The sequence below is a fragment of the Nocardia sp. BSTN01 genome (assembly GCF_015354405.1).
In the GTDB taxonomy this organism is placed as follows: domain Bacteria; phylum Actinomycetota; class Actinomycetes; order Mycobacteriales; family Mycobacteriaceae; genus Nocardia.
The window spans coordinates 287331-312572 of sequence record NZ_JADKYP010000001.1; the positions used below are offsets into that span (position 1 = coordinate 287331).

A 25242-nucleotide genomic window follows, 5' to 3' on the forward strand; every position below is an offset into this window, starting at 1 on the left:
GTGCCGCCGGCGCGGTCGGCGAGCAGGCCGTCGCTGCGGCGAGTGTGCCGACTAGGCTGACGCCATGGACGATCCGCTGCGGTTGGAGGTCATCGTCGCCAGCGTGCGGCCCGAGCGGTTCGCGCCCGTGGTGGCGGACTGGTTCCTGCGCACGGCCCGCGCCGACACTGGCCTCGACGTCGGGTTCATCGATCTGGCACACACTCCGCTGCCCACCGACCTGACGACGACGCCGCAGGTGGAGGCCTTCCGGGAACGGATCGGCGCCGCGGACGGATTCATCGCGGTGACCTCCGAGTACAACCACGGCTATCCCGCCTCGCTGAAGACGGCGCTCGACAGTGCCAAACGCGAATGGCGGGCCAAACCCATCGGATTCGTCGGATACGGCGGACTGTCGGGCGGCCTGCGGGCGATCGAGCAGTTGCGCCAGGTCGTCGCGGAGATCCACATGGTCTCGCTGCGCGAGAGCGTGAGTTTCCACGAGGCCAAACGTAAATTCGACGCGGACGGCAACACCGCCGACGGGGCCGCCGTCGACGCCGCGCAGCGGCTCCTGCGGCAATGGGCCTGGTGGGCACGGCATCTGCGCACGGCGCGCAGAACCGACCCGTATCCGGGCTGAGCCGGTTCCGGGCGCCGTCGGTCTGTGTGCCGTCGCGGCGTCCGACGAAATTAGTTGTGCGCCTGCGCCATTCGTTGCCGGGGATCCTGCTGCGGCATCGGGCGGCGGCCCCGCGGACTGCCGATGTAGGTCGTTTCCCGGGGAATCGAGACCAGCGTCAGATCGACCTGGGTGGTTCCGGTCCGCATCACCACATGGTTGCCGATCGCGCCCGGCTGGTGAATGGACAGATCCGGCTTGGTGGCCGGCCAGCCCATCGGATCGCCGGTGACGTAGATCGTGGTCACGCCGGCGTGCGGTGCGGGCGCGAGCACACCGTCGACCACGGCCGCGGTGAATCCGGCATCGCTCTGATGGGTTTCCACCGCGATGGTGAGCCGCTCGGGATTGCCGATGGTGGTGACCAGCTGCTCCCACGCGTGTGGGCGATCGGTACGGACGAGGATGCGCTCGCCGACGGCCAGTGCGCGGAATACCAGCTGCTGCGCCAGATACAGCTCGCCCGCTACGTAGACGGTCGAAATACCCTGTCCGACAAGGCGAACGGCGACGCCGTTCCCGTCCTCGTCGGAGCCGATCAGCTGACCGCAGCCCGACGAGGGCAGATGCAGGACGCCGACGACGTCGATCGGGTACTGGCTCATCGGGACGGTGTCGTCCACGCCCGGAATGGCGATCGGCAGATGGGCGAGCAGGCTCTGGCGATGCCGGCCGCTCAGCGACACCATGCCCTTGCGTTTGGTCTTCTCCGGCAGCTCCCGGGCGGTCAATCGCCAGGCCGCGCCGATGTTCACCGTCTCGGGCGAACTTCCCGGCCGCAGCCGCACCGCGACCGTGGTACCCCGCGACGGCGCGACCCACAGCTGTGCCAGCAGATCCGAGCCCAGCTGCTTGGGATCGACCGCCGCGCCGATGTTCACGCTGTTGCCCAGTTCCGCGTAGCGCCAGCGATGGGTGAGCGCCCGCGGGTCGACCCCGGCGCTGATCTGCCAGACGGCCTTGCGGATCTCGGGCGCGGTGAGCACGCGCGACGCGCAGTCGGCGTCCTCGAGCGCGCGCACGATGCGTTGGGTCGCGATGGTGACAGCCCGGCCCGCGCCCTCCGTACCGCCGCCGCGCCGCGCGGCGGCCTCCGGACAGGCCAGAGCGTCGAAACTGATTGCGAGCCATACTGTTCGGTGCGCCGTCGCGGGCAGCGGTCCGAGCAGCGATTCGTAAATCGGCCCCGCGGGCGTGCCGGAGCGGCTGCGGTGGCCGTGGCTGATGATGTCGATACCGGACAGCAGAATGTCGTGCTGGCTCAGGCACTGTGCCAGTTCGGGCAGCGGCAGCAGATGCGAGGCGTGCACCGTGTTGCGGTCGATCCGGGTCAGACCACCCTTGGGCGGCAGCACCTCGACGACGGCGACGACGCGGCTGCCCTCCCAGTACAGGCCGAGCGAACGGCCGTCCGGGCCACGGAAATCGACGGTATCGCCGAGGTCGTAGTCCTGGCGGGTGACGTAGCGCCACACCGTGGCGATCCACGAGGCGATGGTGCGCTTGCCGATCGGGACGAGCAGCACCAGGCCGGCCAGGACCGCCGCACCCAGTGCGTACCAGCCGGGTACGCCGACCGCGAGCACGACGAGCCCGACGACCAGCCCCGATAACTGTGCGGCCAGCAGATTCGGCAGCGAGATGCGTCCGAGGAGCGGGCGGCTGTTGGTGCCGCTGGATTCGGCCATCGTCGTCCCCCAAGTACCCGGTGTCGGCCGATTCCTCGACGGCCGAGCTGAACTTCAGTCCTGCTGAACTGTACTGTGTTGGGCGAACGCGAGCACTGTTCGGGGGAGGACTCATGCCTTCAAAGCCCACTACGCGCTGGCAGGTGAGCGGCTATCGCTTCCTGGTCAGGCGAATGGAGCACGCCCTGGTACGCCGGGACGTGCGGATGCTGCACGATCCGATGCGCTCGCAGTCGCGCGCCTATGCCGCGGGACTGGTATTGGGTGTCGTCGCGCTGGCCGGCTGCGGTGTGCTCGCGCTGCTGCGGCCGCAGGGGTCGATCGGCGACAACAAGATCCTGCTGGGGAAGGATTCCGGCGCGGTCTACGCCGTCATCGACGGTGTCGTGCACCCCTCGTTGAATCTCGCGTCGGCGCGGCTCGCGGTCGGCGAACCGGCAAAAGCGGTGTCCATCAAGGAATCCGAGCTGGCGAAGAAGCCGCGCGGGGCGCTGATCGGCATTCCCGGTGCGCCGTCCTCCCTGAACTTCGACAGCAGCGGCAAAGGGCGCGCATGGTCGATCTGCGACGAACTGAAGAACGACGGCAGCCGCGACCTGACCACGACGGTGCTCGCCGGGGATCCGTCGCTGGGTTCCAAGGCCACCAAGCTGGATTCGGGTAAGGCGCTGCTGGTGCAGGGGCGCGACGCCGCCTATCTGATCTACGACAACCAGCGTGCGCGGGTCGATATGAACGATCCGAAAGTGACCGAGGCCCTCGGCATTCGGGGAATGACTCCGCGGCCGATCAGCGCCGGGCTGCTCAACGCGGTGCCCGAGGTGCTGCCGATCGTGCCGCCGAAGATCACCGATCCGGGTGGTACGCCGAGCTATCCGCTGAGCAACCACCGAATCGGCGATGTGGTGCATGTGGAAACCAAGGATCAGTCCTACGTGGTCCTTCGCGACGGTCTGCAGGCCATTTCGCCGCTGACCGCCGACATCATCCGCAACTCGAATCCGACTGCTTCGGATCATCCGGAGATCAGCCAGTTCGACAGCACGCAGGCGCCGGTGTCGAACGAGCTTCCGGTGCAGCAGTATCCGGCGCAGCCGCCCACCGTCGTGGATCCCAAGGATCAGCCGATCGAATGCATGTCGTGGAAACCGCTGTCCGGTGCCGCCGACAAGGCCGACGGTAGTAAGCGCGCGGAATTGGCTGTGCTGACCGGACATTCGCTGCCGATCCCGGACAGCGCGCAGACCACGCCGCTGGCCCAGGCAGACGGCTCCGGGCCCAACGTCGACGCCTTCTACTCCACGCCCGGATCCGGATTCTTCGTCCAGACCACCGGTATCGAGGCCGACAGCCAGCGCCGCGACAGCATGTTCTTCATCGCCGACACCGGTGTGCGCTACGGCATCAAGGACGCTGCGGCGCAGAAGGCCCTGGGAATGGACGCCGAGAAGGCGAAACCCGAACTCGCGCCGTATCAGATCGTCGGCCTGCTCGCCGCCGGTCCGACGCTCGGCCGACAGGAGGCCATGGTGGCCCACGACGGCGTGGCGCCGGACCCGAACCCGGCCAAACAGCTGGTGCGTTCCAAGCAGGACCAGTCGGCTCAGCAGCCGCAGAACTAGCCGGCCCCGGCTATTGCCGGGCGGGCGTCTCGGGTAGTGCGCTCTCGTTCGTGCCGAAGCGAATCCCTTTGGCCTCCTTGCCGATCAGGGTCAGGAAGGCCACCGCTATCAACACCGGGACGATGGTGACGGCCAGGGCGAACGGATACCCGTGGCTTTCGGCTACTCGCTCCTGGATCGGCAGATTGAGCGAGGCGAGCAGATTGCCCAGCTGGTAGGTCACGCCCGGGTAGAAGCCGCGGATAGCGTCCGGCGACAGTTCGGTCAGATGCGCCGGGATGACACCCCAGGCGCCCTGCACCACCAGCTGCATCAGGAACGATCCCAGGCACAGCATGGCCGCGGTCGTCGAATAGGCGAACAACGGCACGATCGGCAGCCCGAGCAGTGCGCAGAAGATGATGGTGTAGCGGCGACCGTACTTCTGCGACAGGCTGCCGAACACCAGACCGCCGATGATGGCGCCGATGTTGTACACCACCGCAATCCATTTCGCGGTCGCCGAGGACAATCCCGCGCCGCCGTTGTCGATCGCGGACAGGAAGGTCGGGTAGACGTCCTGGGTGCCGTGGCTCATCCAGTTGAACGCGGTCATCAGGAGTACGAGATAGGCGAAGCGGCGGATCACGACCGGGTTCATCACCACATCACGCAACGAGGTCTGGGTGAGCCGCATATGTTCCCGGCTGCTCTCCCACGCCTCCGATTCACCCACCCGGGTCCGGATCACGAGGATGATCAGAGCCGGAATCACCGAGAGGGCGAACAGCCACCGCCAGGACAGGCCGAGCCAGTTCATCACCAGCAGTGAGGCCAGTGACGCCAGCAGATAGCCGAACGAGTATCCCTCCTGGAGGAGTCCGGAGAAGAAGCCACGCCGCTCGGCGGGGATCTTCTCCATCGCCAGCGCCGCGCCGAGCCCCCATTCGCCACCCATGCCGATGCCGTAGAGCAGCCGGAGTATCAGCAGCACAGTGAAATTCGGCGCGAACGCGCACAGGAACCCGATCACCGAATAGAACGCGACGTCCACCATCAGCGGAATGCGCCGGCCGACCCGGTCGGCCCAGAGGCCGAACAACAGCGCGCCCACCGGCCGCATGATCAGCGTCGCCGTGGTGATGAACGCGACGTCGGATTTCGGCATATCGAAGGACGCGGCGATATCGGCATAGACGAAGACGACCAGGAAGAAGTCGAAGGCGTCCATCGTCCAGCCCAGTTGGGCCGCGATGAACGAATTGCGCTGATCGGGAGTGAGACGTTGCCTGCCGGCGACTGTCATGGCTGTTCCTGCCCCTCGTGCGACGACCCCGCGACGGCCGTACCGCTGGACCGGCGCTGTCAGAAATACTGAGTCATCGCCGCGCTGCTCGTGTCGATCTTGGACGGATTCACCCCTACCGAACAGGGCATATAGCCTATAACGGACGAATTGACGGCGCGCCCGGCGATGAATACGGCGGCCCCGCCTCGTCGCAACATCATGGACACCATGCAGACGACCAACCTCGCCGAACTGTACGACCTCGATCCGCTGGACTGGTCCGCCGTCGTGGCCGGTCTGAACACCGGATTCCCGCAGGCGCCCGGGACGGGTGGCCCCGATCGGCACACCTGCTGGCTCGCCACGATCGATCCGGACGGCAGCCCACATGTCACCGCGGTGGGCGCGCTGTGGGTGGACGGCGCCTTCTGGTTCGAGACCGGCCCACGAACACGCAAGGCTCGCAACATTTCCCGCGATCCGCGCTGCACACTCAGCGTCGCGCTCGACACGTTCGACCTGAGCGTGAACGGCGCCGCCGAACGCGTCACCGATCCGGGGACGGTGGCGCAGCGAGCCGCCGACTGGGCCGGCGAGGGATGGCCGTGCCGGGTCGACGAATCCGGCACGGCCCTGACCGCCGACTTCAGCGCGCCGTCGGCCGGCCCGCCGCCCTGGTACGTCTACCGCATCGCGGTACGCGCGGCGACGGCGCTGTCGACCGTCGAACCCGGCGGTGCGACGCGCTGGCGGTTCGACGAGCCGCGCTGAACCTCACTCGCCGCGATCACCGAAGCGACGGCGCAGCGGGAACGAGGCGAGATATCCGAGCACGGCGAGCACGCCGATGACACCGGTTCCGATCAGCGCCACATTGCGGGAGGTGTGGTCGGGGGCCGGGGGCGTGGTCGGCACCGGTAGTTGCCAGCTCTTGGCGGCGCTGGGCCGCTTGGGCGGCAACGAGTTCGGGACCTGTGCGGTGAGCGCGGCCACCGGGTCGACCGCGCCGTAGCCGACGTACGGATTCCACCCCTCGGCGGGCGCGTGGGCGGTGGCCTCGATGCGCTTGATGACGTCGAGTGCGCTGAGCTCCGGGAATCGAGCACGAACGAGGGCCGCCACGCCCGCGACATACGGTGAGGCGAAACTGGTTCCGGAGATCGGCTCGGCCTTGCCCTGCTGATCCACCTTCGCGACGGCCGTCCCCTTGCTGCGCGGATCGTCCCAGTGCGGGTCGAGCGAGGTCAGATTCTCGCCGGGCGCCGCGACACCGACCCACGGGCCGGGCACGGTGAACTTCGAGGGCTGGCCGTTGTCGTCGATCGAGCCGACCGACAGCACGTAGTCGTCCCATCGCGCGGGCGAGACGTTCATATCGACCTTGGTCCACGGATCCGCGCTCGGATCCAGCGGGTCGATGACCGGGTTGGTTCCCTTGCATTTGTCGTTGTTGCCCGCGGCCGTGACGACCACGACGTTCTTCTCGACGGCGGCGTAATGCACCGCTGCGCCGAGGTCGTCGTCGGGAATCGCGCCGGCCTGGCAGGCCACCTCGGACATATTGATGACCGTCGCGCCCATATCGGCCGCCCGGCGCACCGCCTGCGCCAGGGTGTGGGTGGTTCCGTAGCCCTCGGGCATGGCGTCGGGCCCCTTGTCGCGTCCGGCGCCCTTCTTCTGGAAGTAACTCGAGGTCTGCCGGATGCTCAGGATCTGCGCCTGGGGCGCGACACCCGAAAAGCCTTGTGTCGACAGACGAGTCGCGGCGATGATGCCCGCCACGAAGGTCCCGTGCGCGTCGCAGTCGTCGGTGCCGTCGCCGGCGGACACGTAGTCGCCGCCCGGGATGATGCCCGGCAGCCGGGGATGGCGCATCACGCCCGTGTCGATGACCGCCACCAATTGCCCTGCGCCGCTGGAGAACTGCCATGCCTTGTCCAGTTCCAGACTGCGCTGCGCGGTCGGCACGGTCGGACCGTCCCCGCCGGTGCTGGTGCTGGCACAGGGTGAATTCGCCGGCTGCTCCGTCGCGTCCGGCGGGGCCGGGTTGCCGCCGGAGGGCAGCGCTCCCGGGTTCACCACCGGTTTGTCCGCGAGTGCGGCGCCCGCACCCGTCGAGGCGCTCAGACCCAGCACCGCGACGACCGCCGCGACCCGAATTACTCTGCGCCCGAACATTTTCGGATTCATGCGCGGCTCAGAGCGATCGAACGAGCGTGTACAGCTCGGCTACCCAGAAGACCAGCGGCAGGACGGCGGCCACGAAGCCGTATTCCAGCAGCTCCACGGCGCGTCGCATGGGCGGCGTCGCCGACTGGTTCGGCACGATCGTGCCGAGGATCAGCGCGGCGATGAGCATCACCATGGCGGCGCCGAACACCGCGAGCGGCTGTTCCACCACGAAGGCCGCGCCGACCGTCATGATCAGCAGAATGGCCGCACCGCCGGCGAGCAGCACCACCGCGAGTTCGGCGCTGACGTAGGTGCGGCTGCGGAACATCAGCACCACCGCGCAGACCAGAGCCAATGCGATACCGGGCCAGTAGGGGCCGTCCGCGGACGGATCGGTCGAGGCCAGCGCGCCGATCACGGTCACCAGGGTGGTCGCGCCGACCAGGCCGGCCAGATACATCCGGGCGCGTTCGGATTTCGTGCGCAGCACATCCATGGTGGGCAGTGCGCGGTGGTCGTCCGGATCGTCCTCGGTGGGGTCGATCGGAGTGCCGGGCGAAGGTACCGGCGGCAGTGGCAGTTTCGCGAGCAGCATCGACACTCGCGGTGCCAGCGACAGCGCGCCGAGCGCGAGCGCGGCGGCGACCGCGCCGATGGCCTTGACCGGCTGGGAGGTCAGCAGGCCGACCAACGCCGCCGGGATGGCGAACACGGAAAGTGTCGCGGCGCCGATGAACAGGGCCAGACCGACGCCGCTGACGCGCCAGGCCAGCAGTGCCGTCGCGCCGACGAGTACCGAGCCGAGCAGCAGATTCGCCCAGCCGTAGTGGTCGGGCACGATCAACATGCCCGCCGCGAACGCACTCGGCAGCGCGCAGCCGCCGAGCACCAGCGCCGAGGCGGTGTCGCCGTACATGCGGCTCATCACCGTGCCGGCCACCACCAGCAGAATCGTCAGCACCGCGGCGATGGACCCGGTGATCCAGCCCGCCATCGCATCCGGCGCCGCCAGCAGGCCGGTACATCCGGCGAGCATGGTCAGGATCGCGATGATCGAACCCGTGATCCGCGCGACCCGCGGTGACCAGCTACGGAAATGGTCGGCGTCGGCGATCGCGACGTTGTACATGATGTCGTCGAACAGCGGACTGGGCGCGACGTGGTCGGCGCTTTCCAACATGAGCAGCTCGCCGTCGCGCACCCCCTGCTCGCCCAGGCTGAGCGAATTGGAGAACGGCGGCTGCCCGATGCGCGCCAGCACCCATTCGGCGGGCTGGAATTGTTCGCCGCTGTTGTCGAAATCATTGGTGCGACTGTGCTGCGCCACCATGTCGACCACGCTCGGAATGACCAGGGCGACCGGAACGTCGACCGGAATCGCCATATCGACCTGCGTGTGCTTGGCCAGAATGGTCACCCGCGCCAGATCGGGCGCCCGGACGATTCCGCGGCTCGAATCCTCTTCGATATGGTCCAGTCGCGCGTGCGTCACGCTTCCCCCAACTCCGTCTCTACCTGGTGTTTCAGCATGCGCTCCGGTTTGCGGTCGCGCGGCCGGTCCGTGCAGAATGCTGGTCGAACTGTACGACATGTCGGCCGCTGCCTCTACACTGAGTCCGCAGTACAGCCGCCGAAGGGGGATCTTCCGTCGATGAGCACTGTCAGGTTCCAGCGTCGTGCGCGCCGGGAGGTTCCGAGGTCACCGGGCGGCGAAGTGACACTGCAACCGCCGCCGGAGATTCCACGCGCGATACCCGGCAGTCTGATGGGCAAACTGATGCCCGTCGTGATGGTCGTCGGCATGGTCGGAATGATGGCCATCATGTTCACCCGCGGTGGAGGTATCGCCTCCAACCCGATGAGCATGATGTTCCCGATGATGATGGTCTTCTCCATGGTCGGCATGTTCGCCGGTCAGGGCGGTAAGGGGCAGAAGGCCGCCGAGGCCAACGAGGACCGCAAGGACTATCTGCGCTACCTGGACCAGGTCCGCAAGGACGTCGACGAGACCGCCTCCCAGCAGCGCGCGGCGGTCGAATGGAGCCATCCCGAACCGGGTTTGGTGTGGATGCTGGCCGGCACCAGCCGCATGTGGGAACGTCGTCCGGGGGACAAGGACTTCTGCCACGCGCGCATCGGCCTGGGCGGTCAGCGCCTGGCCACCCGCCTGGTTTCCCCGGAAACCGGCCCCGTCGAGGAACTCGAGCCGATCGCGGCCGTATCGCTGCGTCGTTTCGTGCGTACGCATTCCACGGTCCCCGACCTGCCCACCGCCATCGCGGTCAAGGGTTTCGCCACCATCCAGCTCAACGGCGACCGCGCTCAAGCACGCGATATGACGCGCGCGATGTTGTTGCAGCTGTGCATGTTCCAGGCGCCGGACCAGGTTCTCGTCGCGGTGGTCTGCGGTCCCGACACCGCCGCCGAGTGGGAGTGGACCAAATGGCTCCCGCACACCCAGCATCCGGACTCCCAGGACGGCGTGGGCACCGAGCGCATGGTCTACGGTTCCATCCGCGAACTGGCCGACGGTCTGAACCCGTTGCTGCACAACCGGGTTCGCTATTCGCGCAACCAGCCGGCCAATCAGAATCTGGTCCACATCGTCATCATCGTCGACGGTGGCCTGCTCGAGGCCGAAGAGGATTCGCTGCGGGAGTCCGGCTACGAGGGCGTCACCATCATCGACCTGTGCAGTTACGCTCCGCGCCTGGCGGTTTCGCGCGGCATCCAGATGGTCGTCGAGAACGGTGAATGCGTCGGCCGCGGCGCCACCGGCAATATGGAACGCTTCGCCCTTATCGACCGCATCAGCGCGCGGCAGGCCGAACAGGTGGCGCGGCGCCTCGCCCCGTTCCGGGTGGCGGCCGTCCAGCGCGGCGGCGACACCGTGGTCGAGGAGAACGCCGAGGTCATCAGCTCGTGGGCGCAACTCATGGGGCTCGGTGACATCGGCACCTTCAACCCGGAGAACGGGTGGAAGCCGCGCTACGGCCGGGATCGGCTGCGGGTTCCGTTCGGTGTGGGGGCCGACGGCCTGCCGGTCTACCTCGATATCAAGGAGGCCGCCGAGAACGGCATGGGCCCGCACGGCCTGTGCATCGGCGCCACCGGTTCGGGTAAATCGGAATTCCTTCGCACACTGGTGCTTTCCCTGCTGGCGACGCATTCGCCCGACCAGCTGAACCTGGTGCTGGTCGACTTCAAGGGTGGTGCGACCTTCCTCGGCCTGGAGGGCGTCCCGCACGTCGCCGCCGTCATCACCAACCTCGAGGAAGAGGCCGACCTCGTCGACCGTATGAAGGACGCGCTGGCCGGTGAGATGAACCGCCGCCAGGAGGTGCTGCGGCAGGCCGGTAACTTCGCCAACGTCTCCGAATACGAGAAGGCGCGTGCGGCCGGCGCCGATCTGGATCCGCTACCGGCCCTGTTCGTGGTGCTCGACGAATTCTCCGAATTGCTCAGCCAGCACCCGGATTTCGCCGAACTGTTCGTCATGATCGGTCGCCTCGGCCGGTCGCTGCACGTCCATCTGCTGCTGGCCTCGCAGCGTCTGGAGGAGGGCAAGCTCAAGGGACTGGAATCGCATCTGTCCTACCGCATCGGCCTGAAGACGTTCTCGGCCAACGAATCTCGCCAGGTTCTCGGTGTGCCGGATGCCTACAATCTGCCGAACAGCCCCGGCGGCGGATATCTGAAATCGGACTCCGGCGAGATCCAGCGCTTCCAGGCCTCCTACGTTTCCGGCACGTATGTGGGCGGCGGCGCCCAGCGCGAGGTCACCCAGGCCGGCATCGTCGGGGGCGAAATCGATATCCACGCCCGGCCTTTCGTCGCCGGCCATGTCGCATTCCGCAAGAGCGATCGGGTTCCGTTGCCGCCCGAGCCGAGTTCGGTCGAAGAGGTGCAGCAGGACGAGAGCGCGGAGAAGATCTCCAACCTCGGCATGCTGGTCTCCCGCATCCAGGGCCACGGTCGCACTGCCCACGAGATCTGGCTGCCGCCGCTGGACGCGGCGCCGACCCTCGATCAGCTCATTCCGCGCTCGATCCTCACCGGCGAATACAACCCGGTGGCCAGCCTGCGCACCGCGATCGGCATCGTCGACCGCCCGTACGACCAGCGTCGCGATCCCATGGTGGTCGATCTGTCCGGCGCCCGCGGCAATGTCGCCGTCGTCGGCGGTCCGCAGTCCGGCAAGTCCACGGCCCTGCGTTCGCTGGTCATGGGCATGTCGCTGACCCACACCGCCGAACAGGTTCAGTTCTACTGCCTCGACTTCGGTGGTGGCACGCTGTCGGGCCTGGAAGGCCTGCCGCATGTCGGTTCGGTCGCGGGCCGCCTGGATGTGGACAAGGTCCGTCGCACCATCTCCGAGATGACGACCATCGTCCGTCAGCGCGAAATGCGGTTCCGTCAACTCGGTATCGAGTCGATGGCCGACTTCCGCCGCCTCCGCGGCACCGACCCGGCGAGCAGCCCCGCCGCGGCCGGCGCTCACGACGACCCGTTCGGTGACGTCTTCCTGGTCGTCGACGGTTTCGGATCCATCCGCCAGGATTTCGATTCGCTCGAACAGCCGATCATGAACCTGGCGACCCAGGGTCTTTCGTACGGTGTGCACATCGTGATCGCGCTCAACCGCTGGGCCGAAGCGCGCCCCGCCCTCAAGGACCAGATCGGCACCCGCATCGAACTGCGTCTGGGCGATCCGATGGATTCCGATCTCGGCCGCAAGGTGGCCTCGCTGGTGCCGCAGGGCCGTCCGGGCCGCGGTATGACCCCCGACGCCCTGCACATGCTGACGGCTCTGCCCCGCGTGGACGGGGATTCGAATCCCGAGAGCCTGGGCACCGGTGTCGCCGATGCCGTGCAACGCCTGGTCGCCTCGACACCGGGCCGCCCGGCGCCGCGCGTGCGCATGCTCCCCGAGGTGCTCAACCGGGACGAACTGCTGCACAACGTGCTCGGCGGCTGGCCGGGCGCGGTGGATCAGTACACGCGGTGCGTGCAGATCCCGGTCGGCCTCAACGAATCCGAGCTCTCGCCGGTCTTCCTCAATATGGCCGAGCAACCGCACGTGCTGATCTTCGGCGATACCGAATGCGGTAAGACGAATGTGCTGCGCAACATCATCCTGAACATCGTCGCCTCGAATACGCCCGAGAACGCCAAGCTGATCATCGGTGATTATCGCCGGACGCTGCTCGGGGTGGTCGAGGGACGCCACGTCGCGGGATACGCGCCGTCGGCGGAGATGCTGGAAACGATGATGCGCGATCTGGTCGGCGTGCTGAAGGCCCGCATGCCCGGCCCCGATATCACCCAGCAGCAGTTGCGTGAACGGTCGTGGTGGTCGGGCCCCGAGGTCTACGTCATCGTCGACGACTACGACCTGGTATCCACTCCGTCCGGCAATCCGCTGTCCATCCTCACCGAATATCTCGCCCAGGCCAAGGACATCGGCTTCCATCTGATCATCGCCCGGCGCTCGGGTGGTGCGTCACGGGCGCTGTACGAGCCGCTGATCGGGCGGATGAAGGATATCGGCACCATCGGCCTGCTGATGAGCGGCAACCGCGACGAGGGCGCGCTGCTCGGCAACGTCAGGCTCAGCGAAATGCCGCCCGGCCGCGGCACATTGGTGGCCCGTTCCGGAAACAGCCTGATCCAGACGGCCTGGTCCCCGGCTCCCTGATGACGGTCACCGGCTTCGAAACCGCTGTGGCCGAGGTCATCACCGTCGGCCACAGCGGAAAATGCGAAGGCGCTGGAAATTCCGCGCAGAAGATGGCAGGCTCAGAATCCGGACAGTGTGAACGTCTGATGCGCGATATCCAGCAGGACCGTCGCCCCAGGTACCACCGGCCGATCAGGGCGCGAACGCTCGGGGGCGCGATGCTCATCGCTGAGCGGGACCGACTGACGGCACACGGGCTGTTCAACACGAGAGGGGGAGGTGCAAGACATCCACACCGCAGGCATTCGAGCCATGCGATCGACTGTCGAACTGCGCCGATGCGCGGGACATGACGATGGAACCGAGGACGCACCTCGTGCGTCCAAACCACTAGCAGGAACAAGACCATTCCTCGCCGCGGCCCGCGGTGACCGATAGAAGGAGCCACGATGCCCTTTCACGCCGACGCCGAGCAGCTCGCGAACTTCGTCCGGGAGATGCAGGACAAGCACGATGCGATCGGAAGGATGATCACCAACGCGCACAATCACGCGACGACTCTTCAGGGCCCGGCTTTTCAGGGTGGAGCCGGCACGGCATTCCAGAACACGTTCGAGCAGTTCTTGACCTCGGCCAACAAGATGAACGAGGCTCTGATGCAGAATTCGCAGAATCTCCAGAGCGCCGGCAAGAAGTACGCGGAGATGGAAGAGACCAACCTGAGCACCCTCAACCAGCAGTCCAACAGCCTGAACTGGGCTTGATCTGCCCTTCATCATTCCGCCAACTCATTCGCAGAACCCATGAAGGAGAAGAACGATGGGTGATTTCGGCCAGATTTCCTACGACTTCGGAACCATCGACGATGCCGGTACCGGTATCAAGAGTGAGGCGATGAACATCACTGCCGCGCTCGAAGACATGGAGAAGAAGTTCCAGGACTTCATCACCGCGCACTGGACCGGCAGTGACGCTGCCCACGCGTTTCAAAGCGTGCAGCAGAACTGGCGTCAGCAGTCCGACGAGCTCAGCGCTTCGCTGGCTCAGCTCGGTACTCACACCGTAAACTCCGGCGAGCAGATGCAGGGCGCCGACGTCCTGGCCGCCAAGTTGATCGCAGGCTGATCGGCGTTCGTGCCGATGTGAGCCGAGCCGACCGCGTACTCCTGAGGGTGCGCGGTCGGCTCTTGTCTACCAACTGTTGGCGAGCACTGCGTACTGTGCGGCAGCGCGTTGTTGAGTATCCAGAACCTGGGCGCTGATAACGCGAGCGACGTATCGGTCGTATCGCACAAAGCATCGAAATCGGTCGTCGCTCCAGGAATATGAATTCGCGTTCTTTTCGCAGAACGAATCCGGCACACCTTTGGGCGGGTCGATCGGGTCTTTCACACGGCGACGCAGTTCTTCGTACAAGGCTTTGGCGCCGGCCGTATCGCGCGATCGCCACAGCTTCGTGATGCCGGAAACCGTTGCGACGGCATCGACGTTTCCCGTTTGCAGGAGGGATTTCCCGTCCGGATCGGTAAAATTGCGCGCCGCGCGGGCCGTGAAGTAGCCGGAGACGGACAGATTGGGGCCGTAGAAACCTTTGGGTGCGAAGGCTCGGCGAAGCATTCCCTCCGGATCGTACGGCAGATGCAGGATATCCCGTTTGGTCAGTGGTGGCAGATTGCGTAATAGCGGCAATTGTACGTCATAGATACGCTGCAGCAAGGAACTCAGTTCCTGCAATTCCGGCTTCGGCGCCCGGGCGAATATATCCAGCATGTAATTGCCCGCGGCCAGTCTCGAACCGATTGTGCGGATACCGGGCCGCCAGTGTGACAGTGCATCGGGATACTTGTCGAGGTGAACGGCCTCGTTCTGGTCCTTCGCTACCGAAAAATCGGCGTCTTCGAAAGCTTTGGCGGCAGCTTTCGCGGAGTTTTCGTCCGGAAACTGGTACACCGTTATACCCACCGCCTTGTCGCCGTCGGCGGGTCGGTTATCCTCACCTTGGCGCTTATCCATTTTGAGGCCGTACAGCATCCCGTTGGTTTGGAGTGCCGATATGAATGGAGCGGAGATGTCCGCGTTCAGCTGATCTTTCGGATCGTTGATCGCTGCGCCGCTTTCGTAGGTCAAGCTGGGATCGATGTCGCTGCCGTTGGCGATGGAGTCCGACAGCCGCATGGCTGCCAATTCCCTGCCGAAGTACATGCCCGGGATATATCGATACAGCACATCGCCGGGGTCGGCGGAATAGCTTCCGGTTTCCAGTTTGCGAACATCTATCTCCGCTGCCACGGGTGTGCCCACGGTGTTCGAGCCGCAGGAAGACAACGAAAATGCCAATGCTACGGCGACGGATGTCGCGCCGACCGTTCGTAGAGCCCTCATACCCCCACCTACTTGCTGTTCGCCAGGATCGCGTACTGTGCCGATATTCGCTGCTGCGCGTCCCGGAGTTGCTGTGACCATACAATCGCCGAGTATCGCCGGTAACGCACATGGCAGTAGTAGCGCACGTTGATTTCCGGGCCTTTGTACTGCAGGCATACGGCGTTGGGGAGATTCTTTGGCGGATCGACCACATGCATGAATTTGTCCGGATGGGTGCGACTTTCGAAGATCTTCTGGGCGGCTTCGCTGTCCTTCGCCTGAAGCAATTCGCCGGCGTCGAATGCGACGCGATCGACGCCGTTGTCTCGGTATAGTTTCTCGGTCGCTCGCGGTTCGGCTGCCAACTGTAGAGCACCGCGCAGATCGAAAATTCCGGGAACATTGGCGAATGAGTCGCCCTCCGGGCGTCGAAGGGCGCGACCTCTCAGATTGTCCGGATCGACAGGGACCTTCATCAGGTCGGCAACCGGCGTAGGCGTGAACTTTCGCAATGCATCGGCGGTGGCGGCGATGGACTTCTGGGAAAGATCGGACAGAAATGGCATATCCGACACTCCCAGCTCGCTGTTTTCGTAGTTGTCGGCGATCGTCACGATCACGTACCTGTCGTCGACCGTCCATGATGCCAGCACTTGCTGCGCCGGTCGCCACTTCGCAATGGATGCCGGATACTTCGGTAACGTTGTCTGCTCGGTCGGACCGTCTTTGTAGAACTCCGCTTTCGACAGTTGTTCGGCCGCGTTTCTAGCGGATTCGTTGTCTGTGAAGAGGAGAACCGAGTTCACGAGTTCGTATGAAAGGCTGTAGGCTTCGTTCGAGCTGCCCAACGTCGAAAACCCGCCCACATAGTTCTTGGCGGCGTCATTGAAGGTCTCTTCGTGGAGCCAACGAAACATCTCGCTCAGATGAAATTCGGGACCGACGTCGAGAAATGCGTGTGTATCGCTACTTTCCCCCACGGTGAGCTTCGGATCCACCTCATATGGCAGTGGAAGAACGTTCCCCAGCCGGTTGGCTTCCATGAAGCGTGCGACATACATGTTTTTGGGCAGACCGAGGTCGACCGGCTTGGTGCTGTATCCGCCGACGTCGAGCTGTGCGAGATCGACGACCGGGTCGGTGACTTTCGTTGCGTCCGTGTCGGTTCCGCACGCCGACACCATCGCGGTGGCGGCGGTCAGCCCGATCGCCGCGATGATCTTGGCGGCTACTGTCAGTGATTTCACTGCTCCCCCCTTGTTTTCGGATCTTGCGCGGCCCGACGATCCAGCCGCAGGTCGTGGACGGCTGTTACCGGCACAGACCTTCGACGTCGGGCCTATTTCACCTGGTTGTGCAGAATCGGAACCAGTTTTTCCAACAGGGTCTGCTCCGACGTCGGAGTCCAGTTCCGCATGGCGGATACGGCAACGGGATCATCGAGAGGAATCACCGTCGCTCGCGCGCTCGCGATGCTGTACGGCAAACCGAGCAGGCCTCCACCGCCCGCTTTCGGATCGCTGCGTACCGCGAGGATGTAGCTGTCGGCCGACGCCTGGAGTTCCGGGTACTGGTCCGTGATGGGGCGCGGAGACGGTTCGTCGCCGTTCTTCTGATACTGCAGGTTGTAGACGAAGCCGAGGTCTTCCATGAACTTCGATTGGGATGTGCCACCGAGATAGACGCTGAAGGTCTTCTCGCCGGTCACATCCAACATGGTGATGGTCTTCCCCGCGAACGCAGGATTCGCCGCCCGCGCTTGGGGCACTGAGGTGTAGGCCGTGACGGTCGTCGTCGCTGCCGCCGACGCCGACGTGGTCGTCGGCCCCGTCCCGCCCGAATTGCCCTGTGTCGCCCAGACTCCGATGCCGGCGGCCAAGGCCACGGCGACGAGTGCGCCGACTCCGCCGAGGATCAAGGGTTTGCGGCTCTTGGGCTTCGGTTCGAGGAGGCGGGAGAGGTCGGGGTCGGGGCGGGGGCCGGTCTGGGTCCGGATTCCGGATTGGGTCTGGTGGGGGAGTGGGGTGCGGGGGTCGGTCTGCGGGCGGGGGTCGAAGACCTGGATGGGGTAGGTCGGCGAGGTGGTGGTGCGGACCGGGGTGTGGCCGGGAGTGAGGGCATTCGCGGCGGCATCGGTGAGTTCGCGGCAGCTGGCGAAGCGGTCGGCGGGATTTTTCGCCAGGGCACGCGCGAAGACGTGATCGATCGCGGGCGGGAGGCCGGAGTTGACGGCGGTGGCGCGGGGCGGGGGCTCGTAGAGATGGCCCATCATCACCATCGCGGGCTGGGTTGCGGGGTACGGGTTCTGGCCGGTGATCAGCTTGTAGAGCGCGCAGCCCAGGCTGTAGATGTCGGCGCGGCTGTCGACCGCCATGCCCTGGAGTTGTTCGGGCGGCGCGTAGGCGATCGTCGCGACGAAGCTGCCGGTCTGGGTGAGTTCGGTCGCGTCGTCGGTCGATTTGGCGACGCCGAAATCGGTGAGCAGCACGCGTTCCTCGTCGTCGTCCTCGGGGACGGACAGCAGGAAATTCGCGGGTTTGACATCGCGGTGCAGGAGCCCGCGGCGGTGCGCGTAGTCCAGGCCCTTGCCGACCTCCGTGACGATGCGCAGCGCGCGCAGCGGAGTCATCGAATGCGGGTCGCGGGCCAGTTCGGCCGAGGCGTCCGTGCCGTCGACGTACTGCATGGCGATCCACAACTGGCCGTGCTCTTCGCCCCGGTTGTAGACCGACACGATATTCGGATGGTCCAGACCGGCAGCGAGATTGGCCTCGCGTTCGAATCGGCCCCGGAATTCGTGGTTGGACGACAGTTCACCGCTGAGCACCTTGATGGCGTCCATACGCGGAAGGCTGGGATGTTTGGCGAGATACACCGTGCCCATCCCACCGGCGCCCAGCTGGCGAACGATCCGATACCCACCGACGATGGTGCCGGGACTCATCACCATCTGTAACAAACTCCTGGTTGTTCGGCGGGTCGCGTATCGTCGCGGAGCTTACTGGACTTCGAGGTGGGCGGTCGAGTCACGGCTGCCACTGGCTGTTGGCGAACAGGGCGTACTGCGCGGCCGCGCGTTGATGGACGTCGACCAGCTGATTCGATGTCACATAGCCGACGTAATTGCGGTAGGCGACGATGCAGGTGTACCGCTTGCGCCCGCTGAAATCGGTTTTCTTCGTACCGTTCTCCACGCACGCCGAATCCGTGATCTGGGGTACCGCGTCGACGGCGGGCCCACCTCCCTGGAACGTGACACGGTCGGTGACAGCCTTTTTCGCCGAGGCGGCGTCACCGGCGCGCAGCACCAGGGCGTCGGAGGTCTTGGCGAATTCGTCGGCCTTCAGTGCGGCGACGCTCTGCGCGGCGGCCTTGCGATCGGACATGTAGTGCAAAATCCCGTGCGGGCCGAATACGCCATTGTCGTCGCCGTATTGGGGACGCCCGGACTGACCGGTGTTGAGCGCCCGGCTGAGCAGGTAATCCGGATCCCAGGGAAGTTTCACCGTGTCCTCGTCGGAAATCGGCGGCAGCCGGTCCAGCAGGGGGAATTCGACGTCCAGGGCCTTCTCGGTGAGCGAGGTGAGGCTGTTCAGGTTCGGTGTCGGAGTGAGGGCCAGTACCGACACCACATAGGGGCCGTGCGCGAGGAAGGAGCGGATCGACGGTGTTCCGGGGAGCCAATGTGCGTGCGCGTCAGGATATTTCGCAATCGGTACCGGCTGGTTCTGGTCTTTGTAGGCGTTGAAATCGGTGTTGTAGAAATCGGCGGCGGCCCGGGTGGCGCTCGCGGCGTCGTTGAACTGCATGACCGACAGGGCGAGCACGGTGGAATACGGTTTCTCGGGTTTCGGCCAGCCGGAGAAACCCCAGCCCGCGTCCTTGTCACTGGCCGCGGTCGAGAATCCGTACACCATGTGGTCGCGTTTGGCGACGGCCTCCATCTCGTCCTCTTTGCCGAGCGCATCGGGCAGGACACCGGCGGAGAAGCTGCCCGCTTTCTCGCGTTTCGTCAGTGCGGGGTCGACCTGATCCGCGGTCACCACGTATTCGGCAAGGCGCATGCCGGCGGCCTCGGGCGCGTTGACGAAGCCCGGCCGGAAGTCCACGTGGATATCGAGTGGCCGCACGTCGTAGTTGCCGACATCGAGCTTCCGCACATCAATCTCCGAGGGGCCGGCCCAGCCGCCGATCGTCGCGCCGCACCCGGTCGCCGCCAGGAGTCCGCCGAGGCAGGCCACGATGGCCGCCGCCCGGACGAATCGTGTGGTCATTTCGGATCCGCCTTCACCAGAATGGTGTACTGGGCCGAAATGCGTTGCTGCGCATCCAGTAACTGCTCGCCCCAGGCCAGCGAGGCGTATCTGCCGTAGTACACCGAGCAGTAGAAGCGGACGGCCAACTGTTCCTTGCCGTTGTATTCCCGGCATTTCGCGACCGGAAGATTCCGCGGGGACGCCGCCTGCTTGAAGTGTTTTTCCGCTCCGCCCAGTTCGTCGCGGACATCCGCGGCGGCCGCGGCATCGCGGGCTCGATACACCTCGTTGCCGTAATCGGCGAAGCGGTCGACGCCGTCGCGCTCGTACCACACCCGGGACTCGCCCGGATCGCTGCTGAAATGCAGCCCCGCACGTCCGAGGTAGACCCCGGGCGGGTTGAGCCATTCGCCGGTCGCCTCCTTCGGCCGGATCATGGTCCGGCCGAGCATCCCGTCGACGTCGATCGGGTGATCCATCAGCTTGTCCGGCGGTGTCGGCTGGAACTTGGCGAGCGAGGGCAGGACGGTGTCGAGACTTTTCTGCACGCGCGAGACGAGCGCCGGGAGATCGACCTTGCCGAACCAGTTCTTGGCCTGGTCGTAGACCGAGGTGAAGACGACCAGCCGACCCACCGGGTACCAGTTGTTGATCGCCTGTTTGGTTGGTACCCAATGCGCGTGGGTCAGTGGGTAATTGGTGATCGCCACCGCCTGGGTCTGCGGATCGCGGCCGAAATCGCGCCGCTCCAGCGCCGCGGCGACCTCGGTCGCACGCTGCTCGGTCGGGAAGATCATGGCCGCGTTGACCAGCTCGCTGCCCAGATTGTCCGGGTCGTCGCGGCCGTAGGAGACGAAGCCGCCGATCAGGTCCGGGGCGTCTTCGGCGAAGTTGCTCAGGTCGGTGAAATCCTTCATCACCGACGTCTTCGGATCGAGGAAGACCAAAGTGTCGAGTTTGCCGGTGTGGGTGAAGGCCGGGTCGATATCCATCGGCAGTGGCATCGTGCTGCCGAGTCGTTCCGCCTCGTAGAACGCGGCCTGACCGGGATTGGCGGGTTTGCCCATATCGCGCGGCGTGGCGTCGTACGGCCCCACGTCGAGACCATTGAGATCGACCGCGGGCTCGGCGGCCGGAGCGGGAGTCGGATCGGAGCCGCATCCTGCCGCGGCCAGCGTCAGCGTGGCCACGGCAGCGGCCAGCACGCGCACGGAATTTCGCATAGTCCCCTCCCACAGGCTCCACGCCGGTGAACACAGGTGCCTGTTCGGCCGACGCTGCGAAGAAGATAGCACCCGCCTCCGACGGGATGCCCCTCACCGGCGGCGGCATCCCGCGTGCGGGCGTCGATCCGAGCCGGGTGTCACGCCCCCGGGCGCAGATCGCCGGCGAACTTCTCGCATACCGCGGCGATGGTCTTCCAGTCGCCGGTGGGGTATTGGCATCCGACGCTGATCTGAAGGCCGGAATCCACCAGAACCTGCCAGCGCACCGCGGTGCCGTCACCGGGAGTTTCCTCGTAGGACAGCCCTGGGCGCCCGCCGAAGATCACATTGCGCTGCAGCGGCCCGACGGTGCCGGCCGGGCGCTTGGCGATCTGGGTTTCGAGCGTGGCGGCGACCTCCTCGACGCCGGAACCCGGAGCAAGGTCCTTCTGGACCAGCGAAATGCGTTCGCGCGCACCGTTGTCCGGGGAAATATCGACCCGGGCGCCCGAGCGATTGGTGATATGCCAGCCCGCCGGGACCACCGCGCCGACCCGTCCGAAGGTTTCGGCAGGTTGTGCGGGCGCCGCGGTCGGCGACCCGACGGCGGAGGGGTGCGCCGCGGTGGGTTGGGCGGTCGGCGATTCGCCGCCGGAGCGGGTCAGCGCGACGGCGGCAGCCACCGCCGCGACGACCACCGCGACCACAGCGGCGCCGATGAGCAGCGGAGTGCGGCGCTTCGGTGGCGGCGCGGTCGCGGTCGCATGCTCGTGCAACGAGCCGACCCATGGGGTCTGCGGGGCGAACTGCGCCGGTGCGGTTGCGGCGGGCATCGCGGGCCCGCCCCGGACCAGGTCCACACCCGACATCGCGCGCAGGTCGACACCGAAACCGTAGCGCCGGGACAGTTCCGCGCGCATCGCGTCGAGCAGCGCGGGTTCAGCGGCACCGACGACCACGAGGTAGCTGGGTTTCCGGCCGCCCAGCAGACGGTCGACGACGTCGACGACGGCCTCCACGCCGCGCCCTTCGGCCAGGTCCGCGGATCCGATCGTCGGTTCGTATTCGCAGGCCTCGATCCAGGTCTCGGTGCCCGATCGGCCGGTCAGGGTGACGGTCGTGGTGAGCGAATTCAGTTCCACCACCGCGATGCGCTGCTGCTGCGAGGTGCTCGCGGACAGTCCGGCCACCCGCAATGCCAGCGGTTCGACGCTGATCTCGCCGACCAGACGGCGGGCGCCGGCCTCGAGCGCGGCGCGGCGGCGCGTGCCCCACTCCGACGGACTCACCACCGTCAGCCGTTCACACGCGCTGGGCAGCCGCAGATTCGTCAGCACGGCGCCGAAGATCGCGGCGAAGGCGTCGGCGACGGTCGGCAGCATCGGGACGAAGGCGATGCGGTCGGCCGCGGCCAGCCGTACCACCGAGACGGCGGGGGAGGGCGGCTGAAGTGGTTCTCCCACAACGAGACTGGTGCCGTCGCTGGCCGGGACCACCGAGGGAGCGCCGTCCCAATGGGTGGATTCGCTGCGCGCCCACAATCGGCTGTCGGTCAGTATCAGATCGACCGTGGACATCAGCTCCCCCTTCCAGGCTGGGTCTCGCGGCATAGTACTCCAGCACGGTGACGCCCCCGCGGCGCGCGGGTCCGGTCAGAAGCTGTTGGCCAGCAACGCATACGCCGCATCGACCCGCTGATCGATATCGTCACGGCTGTTGGCGTTGACGACCTCCACGTACCGACGGTAGGGCACATAACAGCGGAATCGGCTGTCCTTCTGCGGATCTCCCGAACTGTTGAGCGTCAGGCATTTGGCCCCGGGCACCGTCTCGGGCGCGTCGGCCGGCTCGTACTGCTCACCCGAACTGGAGATCAGCCCTTTGATCATGCGTGCCCCGGCATCGGCGTCGCGGACGCGCAACACCGAGCTGTTGTCGGCGACGGCGATGGCATCCATGCCGGTGTCGTCGACGAGCCGCTGACGTGTGGTCTCGTCGGAGGAGATGTGAACGAATGCCGGTGCGGCATAGACAGCGAAGCGATCGACATCGGGCGTGCGGTTCGAGCGGTCGCGCACCACGGCGCGTGCGAGCAGACCGTCCGGGTCCACCGGCAGTGCGTCGAGGCCGCCGGCCGCGGTCGCCTGGAAGTGATCGAGTGCCGGCACCTCGGCGTCGAGGGTCTTCTGAACCCAGGCCAGCAGATCGGCCTCCTCGGACCGGGGCCGCTCGATGAACAGCGAGATCACGAACTGCTTAGAGGCCATGAAAGTGCCGATGGTCGCAATCCCCGGACGGTAGTGGATATAGGCGTCGGAGTATTTCGGCAGTGCGAGTTTGCGATTGAGGTCGGGTGCGACACCGAAGTCGACGTCCTCGAGTTCGCGCGCGGCCTGCCGGGCCGCGGACTCGTCCGGAAAGCGCAGCACCAGATCGGTGACCGAGGTCGCCGCGGCGGCGCTGTCCAGCGAACCGGGTTTGTCGGAACCCGCCGCGACATAGGCGACGACCATCTTGTTGCGGTCGAGCACCGGTTTGGAGACCGCGGCCAGCAGGCGGCGGGTGGCATCGGTGCTGTCGGCGACGACGCGTCCGCCGGCGCCGATCGTCAGCGACGGGTCGATGCGGACGGCCGGGACCACGGCCTGCGACATCCGCATCCCCTCCGCCAGCGCACCCTTGCTGCCCGCGGTGGCGTCGTAGCTGTGGCGGTCGACCGGATACGGGCCGACGTCGAGCGTGCGGACATCGATCTCGGCCGCGGTCGGGGTTCCCTGCACACCGCAACCGGTCAGCACGGCCAGCAGTGCGGCGCACGTGAAAACCAGAGATCTGCGAATCGTTCGGTCCATGGACCGCCCCCCTTCTCCCGGTGCTCTCTCCCGGTTCTCCGCCGTCGAAATTACCGGACCGGACCCGGCAGCGGGGACTCATGGACAACGATTGCCTTAACCTTGTCCGTGTGGTGACCGCTGCGCTGATATCGCTCGGAGGCCGATTCCGTTGATGGATCGGCAGGTCGAGGTTGTCGCCGGTAACCATGTCGTCGTGCGCGTCGCGGGGGCCGTCGTGGTCGTCGCGCATCGTGGTCGCGGCCGGGTTCACCCCGACGCACCGGCGATGCGGGCCGCCGAGGCGTTGGCGCAGTTGGTGTCCGAGGCCTCCGAGCACGCTCCGCAAGGTCCGGGCCGGATCATCGCGCGCGAGGCCACCCGCTGGCTGATACAGGAGGCCGAACAGGTCGACGGCAGTCCGGTCGATCTGGGTATTTTCTCGCGCTCGGATACCGGTGGGGTGGCGATCTTCCTGCACGGGTCGGTCACCGCGGTCCTCGCCGGCGCCCGGGGTGTCGAGTACTACCGCGGCGTGGATGCCGCCTTCACCGTCGACCGCTTCACCGAACCGCCGGCCCGCGCCGCGGCGCTGTTCATCGACGACGAGCGCGGCCGGATTCCGGAACTGCCCGAACGCGGTATCGGCTCGCTGGTGGAAGGTGTGGCGGCCGCCGCGGGCGCGGTGGTCTGGTTCGACGGTGAGCGGACGCGCGCGCGTGATCGTGCCGCCCGGCCCGCCGCGGGTGCACACCATCGCGCCGAAGACGCTCCCACTTCCCAATTGGACGCGCAGCGACCCGAACCGCAGGTGCCTCCACCGCCGACCCGGCCGGACCGGTCACCGGAAGTCGATGCGCGGCAAGGGGCATCACGTCCCGAACCCGCGGAGGATCCTCGTCTGGCCGAAACCCGGTTGCGCGGTACCAATCCCGCCCCCGGCCCCGATCCGGAACTGGAACGCCGGATGGAGGCGACTGCCCGCGCGACCTCGTTGACGGTACGGGTGATGGGATTCAAATGCGCCCGTGCTCATCCGAGCGATCCACGCTCGGCGTTCTGCACGGTCTGCGGCATGCCGGTCGACCAGACCCAGCAACCGGCCGAGGTCGTCCGGCCGCCGCTGGGCATGCTCGTCCTCGACGACGGGATGACCTATCTGCTCGCGGCCGATGCGGTGATCGGACGGGATCCGGAGAACTCGGAGGCCGCCCAGCGCGGTCTGGTTCCGGTCAAGATCGAGGATTCCTCCGGCGGAATGTCGCGGGCCCACGCCGAGATCCGGCTGATGAACTGGGATATCACCGTCGTGGACCGCGGGTCCACCAACGGCACCCGGGCCCGGCCGGCCGGATATCGCGATTGGATTCGGCTGCAACCGAATCAGCCGATGGTGCTGGCCCAGGGCTCGGAGATCCAGCTGGGCAACCGCGTACTGCGGTTGGAGCCGGCCGCGCCCCCGCCGTTCGGCTGAGCCGACCGAGCCGTTCGGC

18 protein-coding genes are annotated in these 25242 nt (G+C 66.4%); 7 read left to right on the top strand and 11 right to left on the bottom strand.

All coding sequences use genetic code 11. The annotated features are described in order from the left end of the window. The first annotated feature begins 64 nt into the window (after positions 1–64). Positions 65–625: an NADPH-dependent FMN reductase gene (locus IRT45_RS01125; RefSeq protein WP_194803993.1), complete on the top strand. Its 561-nt coding sequence runs from the start codon at positions 65–67 to the stop codon at positions 623–625. A gap of 50 nt (positions 626–675) precedes the next feature. Here IRT45_RS01125 and eccE read toward each other — a convergent pair whose 3' ends face one another. Continuing rightward, a complete protein-coding gene (eccE, locus tag IRT45_RS01130) occupies positions 676–2352 on the bottom strand; it encodes a type VII secretion protein EccE (RefSeq protein ID WP_194803994.1) in 1677 nt (558 codons plus the stop codon). Positions 2353–2372: 20 nt separating this feature from the next. Between eccE and eccB the strand changes: the two genes are divergently transcribed. Then, positions 2373–3974 carry a type VII secretion protein EccB gene (eccB, locus tag IRT45_RS01135; RefSeq protein ID WP_309240747.1) on the top strand — a complete coding sequence of 534 codons (1602 nt, stop codon included), beginning with the start codon at positions 2373–2375 and terminating at the stop codon, positions 3972–3974. A gap of 10 nt (positions 3975–3984) precedes the next feature. Here the strand turns inward: eccB and IRT45_RS01140 are convergent, their stop codons facing one another. After that, on the bottom strand, positions 3985–5259 hold the full coding sequence (locus IRT45_RS01140; RefSeq protein WP_194803995.1) for an MFS transporter: 1275 nt from the start codon (positions 5257–5259) through the stop codon (positions 3985–3987). Positions 5260–5469: 210 nt separating this feature from the next. Here IRT45_RS01140 and IRT45_RS01145 point away from each other — a divergent pair, with 210 nt between their 5' ends. Continuing rightward, positions 5470–6012 (top strand): pyridoxamine 5'-phosphate oxidase family protein, encoded by a 543-nt coding sequence (locus tag IRT45_RS01145; RefSeq protein WP_194803996.1) that lies wholly within the window; start codon positions 5470–5472, stop codon positions 6010–6012. 3 nt (positions 6013–6015) lie between these two features. On the opposite strand, the gene mycP is transcribed toward IRT45_RS01145, so the two are convergent. Together mycP and eccD are read right to left on the bottom strand one after the other, a co-directional pair. Further along, the gene (gene mycP / locus IRT45_RS01150; protein ID WP_228533238.1) at positions 6016–7431 is read right to left on the bottom strand and encodes a type VII secretion-associated serine protease mycosin; all 1416 of its coding nucleotides are present in this window, start codon (positions 7429–7431) and stop codon (positions 6016–6018) included. A gap of 7 nt (positions 7432–7438) precedes the next feature. Next, positions 7439–8905, bottom strand: a complete 1467-nt coding sequence (gene eccD, locus IRT45_RS01155; RefSeq protein ID WP_194803997.1) for a type VII secretion integral membrane protein EccD — start codon at positions 8903–8905, stop codon at positions 7439–7441. Positions 8906–9064: 159 nt separating this feature from the next. On the opposite strand from eccD, the gene eccCa reads away from it, so the two are divergent. The 3 genes from eccCa to IRT45_RS01170 all read left to right on the top strand — a co-directional run bounded on the left by eccCa (position 9065) and on the right by IRT45_RS01170 (position 14218). Further along, positions 9065–13111 (top strand): type VII secretion protein EccCa, encoded by a 4047-nt coding sequence (gene eccCa, locus IRT45_RS01160; protein WP_194803998.1) that lies wholly within the window; start codon positions 9065–9067, stop codon positions 13109–13111. Between the two features lie 431 nt (positions 13112–13542). After that, a complete protein-coding gene (locus IRT45_RS01165) occupies positions 13543–13857 on the top strand; it encodes a WXG100 family type VII secretion target (RefSeq protein WP_094025383.1) in 315 nt (104 codons plus the stop codon). Positions 13858–13912: 55 nt separating this feature from the next. Beyond that, entirely contained in the window at positions 13913–14218 is a 306-nt protein-coding gene (locus IRT45_RS01170; protein ID WP_194803999.1) for a WXG100 family type VII secretion target, read from the top strand. Positions 14219–14284: 66 nt separating this feature from the next. On the opposite strand, the gene IRT45_RS01175 is transcribed toward IRT45_RS01170, so the two are convergent. The 7 genes from IRT45_RS01175 to IRT45_RS01205 form a co-directional block, all read right to left on the bottom strand. After that, complete coding sequence (locus tag IRT45_RS01175; protein WP_194804000.1) at positions 14285–15475, bottom strand: hypothetical protein; 1191 nt, start codon at positions 15473–15475, stop codon at positions 14285–14287. An 8-nt stretch (positions 15476–15483) separates the two neighbouring features. Then, a complete protein-coding gene (locus IRT45_RS01180) occupies positions 15484–16704 on the bottom strand; it encodes a hypothetical protein (RefSeq protein ID WP_194804001.1) in 1221 nt (406 codons plus the stop codon). 92 nt (positions 16705–16796) lie between these two features. After that, positions 16797–18407: a serine/threonine-protein kinase gene (locus IRT45_RS01185; RefSeq protein ID WP_194804002.1), complete on the bottom strand. Its 1611-nt coding sequence runs from the start codon at positions 18405–18407 to the stop codon at positions 16797–16799. Positions 18408–18483: 76 nt separating this feature from the next. Then, on the bottom strand, positions 18484–19731 hold the full coding sequence (locus tag IRT45_RS01190) for a hypothetical protein (RefSeq protein ID WP_194804003.1): 1248 nt from the start codon (positions 19729–19731) through the stop codon (positions 18484–18486). Continuing rightward, on the bottom strand, positions 19728–20936 hold the full coding sequence (locus IRT45_RS01195) for a hypothetical protein (protein ID WP_194804004.1): 1209 nt from the start codon (positions 20934–20936) through the stop codon (positions 19728–19730). The genes IRT45_RS01190 and IRT45_RS01195 overlap by 4 nt, the downstream gene beginning before the upstream one ends. Positions 20937–21076: 140 nt before the next feature. Beyond that, positions 21077–22495: a type VII secretion-associated protein gene (locus IRT45_RS01200; protein ID WP_194804005.1), complete on the bottom strand. Its 1419-nt coding sequence runs from the start codon at positions 22493–22495 to the stop codon at positions 21077–21079. Between the two features lie 75 nt (positions 22496–22570). Next, positions 22571–23770: a hypothetical protein gene (locus tag IRT45_RS01205; protein WP_194804006.1), complete on the bottom strand. Its 1200-nt coding sequence runs from the start codon at positions 23768–23770 to the stop codon at positions 22571–22573. Positions 23771–23924: 154 nt separating this feature from the next. Between IRT45_RS01205 and IRT45_RS01210 the strand changes: the two genes are divergently transcribed. Beyond that, positions 23925–25223 carry an FHA domain-containing protein gene (locus IRT45_RS01210; protein ID WP_194804007.1) on the top strand — a complete coding sequence of 433 codons (1299 nt, stop codon included), beginning with the start codon at positions 23925–23927 and terminating at the stop codon, positions 25221–25223. The last annotated feature ends 19 nt before the right edge of the window (positions 25224–25242 follow it).

What these genes read in the sequence shown, in the direction of transcription:
- IRT45_RS01175 (WP_194804000.1), bottom strand. Translation starts at nt 15,475, where the DNA reads ATGAGGGCTCTACGAACGGTCGGCGCGACATCCGTCGCCGTAGCATTG.
- IRT45_RS01140 (WP_194803995.1), bottom strand. Translation starts at nt 5,259, where the DNA reads ATGACAGTCGCCGGCAGGCAACGTCTCACTCCCGATCAGCGCAATTCG.
- IRT45_RS01205 (WP_194804006.1), bottom strand. Translation starts at nt 23,770, where the DNA reads ATGGACCGAACGATTCGCAGATCTCTGGTTTTCACGTGCGCCGCACTG.
- IRT45_RS01195 (WP_194804004.1), bottom strand. Translation starts at nt 20,936, where the DNA reads ATGCGAAATTCCGTGCGCGTGCTGGCCGCTGCCGTGGCCACGCTGACG.
- IRT45_RS01145 (WP_194803996.1), top strand. Translation starts at nt 5,470, where the DNA reads ATGCAGACGACCAACCTCGCCGAACTGTACGACCTCGATCCGCTGGAC.
- IRT45_RS01185 (WP_194804002.1), bottom strand. Translation starts at nt 18,407, where the DNA reads ATGGTGATGAGTCCCGGCACCATCGTCGGTGGGTATCGGATCGTTCGC.
- eccE (WP_194803994.1), bottom strand. Translation starts at nt 2,352, where the DNA reads ATGGCCGAATCCAGCGGCACCAACAGCCGCCCGCTCCTCGGACGCATC.
- IRT45_RS01210 (WP_194804007.1), top strand. Translation starts at nt 23,925, where the DNA reads ATGGATCGGCAGGTCGAGGTTGTCGCCGGTAACCATGTCGTCGTGCGC.
- IRT45_RS01190 (WP_194804003.1), bottom strand. Translation starts at nt 19,731, where the DNA reads ATGACCACACGATTCGTCCGGGCGGCGGCCATCGTGGCCTGCCTCGGC.
- mycP (WP_228533238.1), bottom strand. Translation starts at nt 7,431, where the DNA reads ATGAATCCGAAAATGTTCGGGCGCAGAGTAATTCGGGTCGCGGCGGTC.
- IRT45_RS01200 (WP_194804005.1), bottom strand. Translation starts at nt 22,495, where the DNA reads ATGTCCACGGTCGATCTGATACTGACCGACAGCCGATTGTGGGCGCGC.
- IRT45_RS01170 (WP_194803999.1), top strand. Translation starts at nt 13,913, where the DNA reads ATGGGTGATTTCGGCCAGATTTCCTACGACTTCGGAACCATCGACGAT.
- eccCa (WP_194803998.1), top strand. Translation starts at nt 9,065, where the DNA reads ATGAGCACTGTCAGGTTCCAGCGTCGTGCGCGCCGGGAGGTTCCGAGG.
- IRT45_RS01125 (WP_194803993.1), top strand. Translation starts at nt 65, where the DNA reads ATGGACGATCCGCTGCGGTTGGAGGTCATCGTCGCCAGCGTGCGGCCC.
- IRT45_RS01165 (WP_094025383.1), top strand. Translation starts at nt 13,543, where the DNA reads ATGCCCTTTCACGCCGACGCCGAGCAGCTCGCGAACTTCGTCCGGGAG.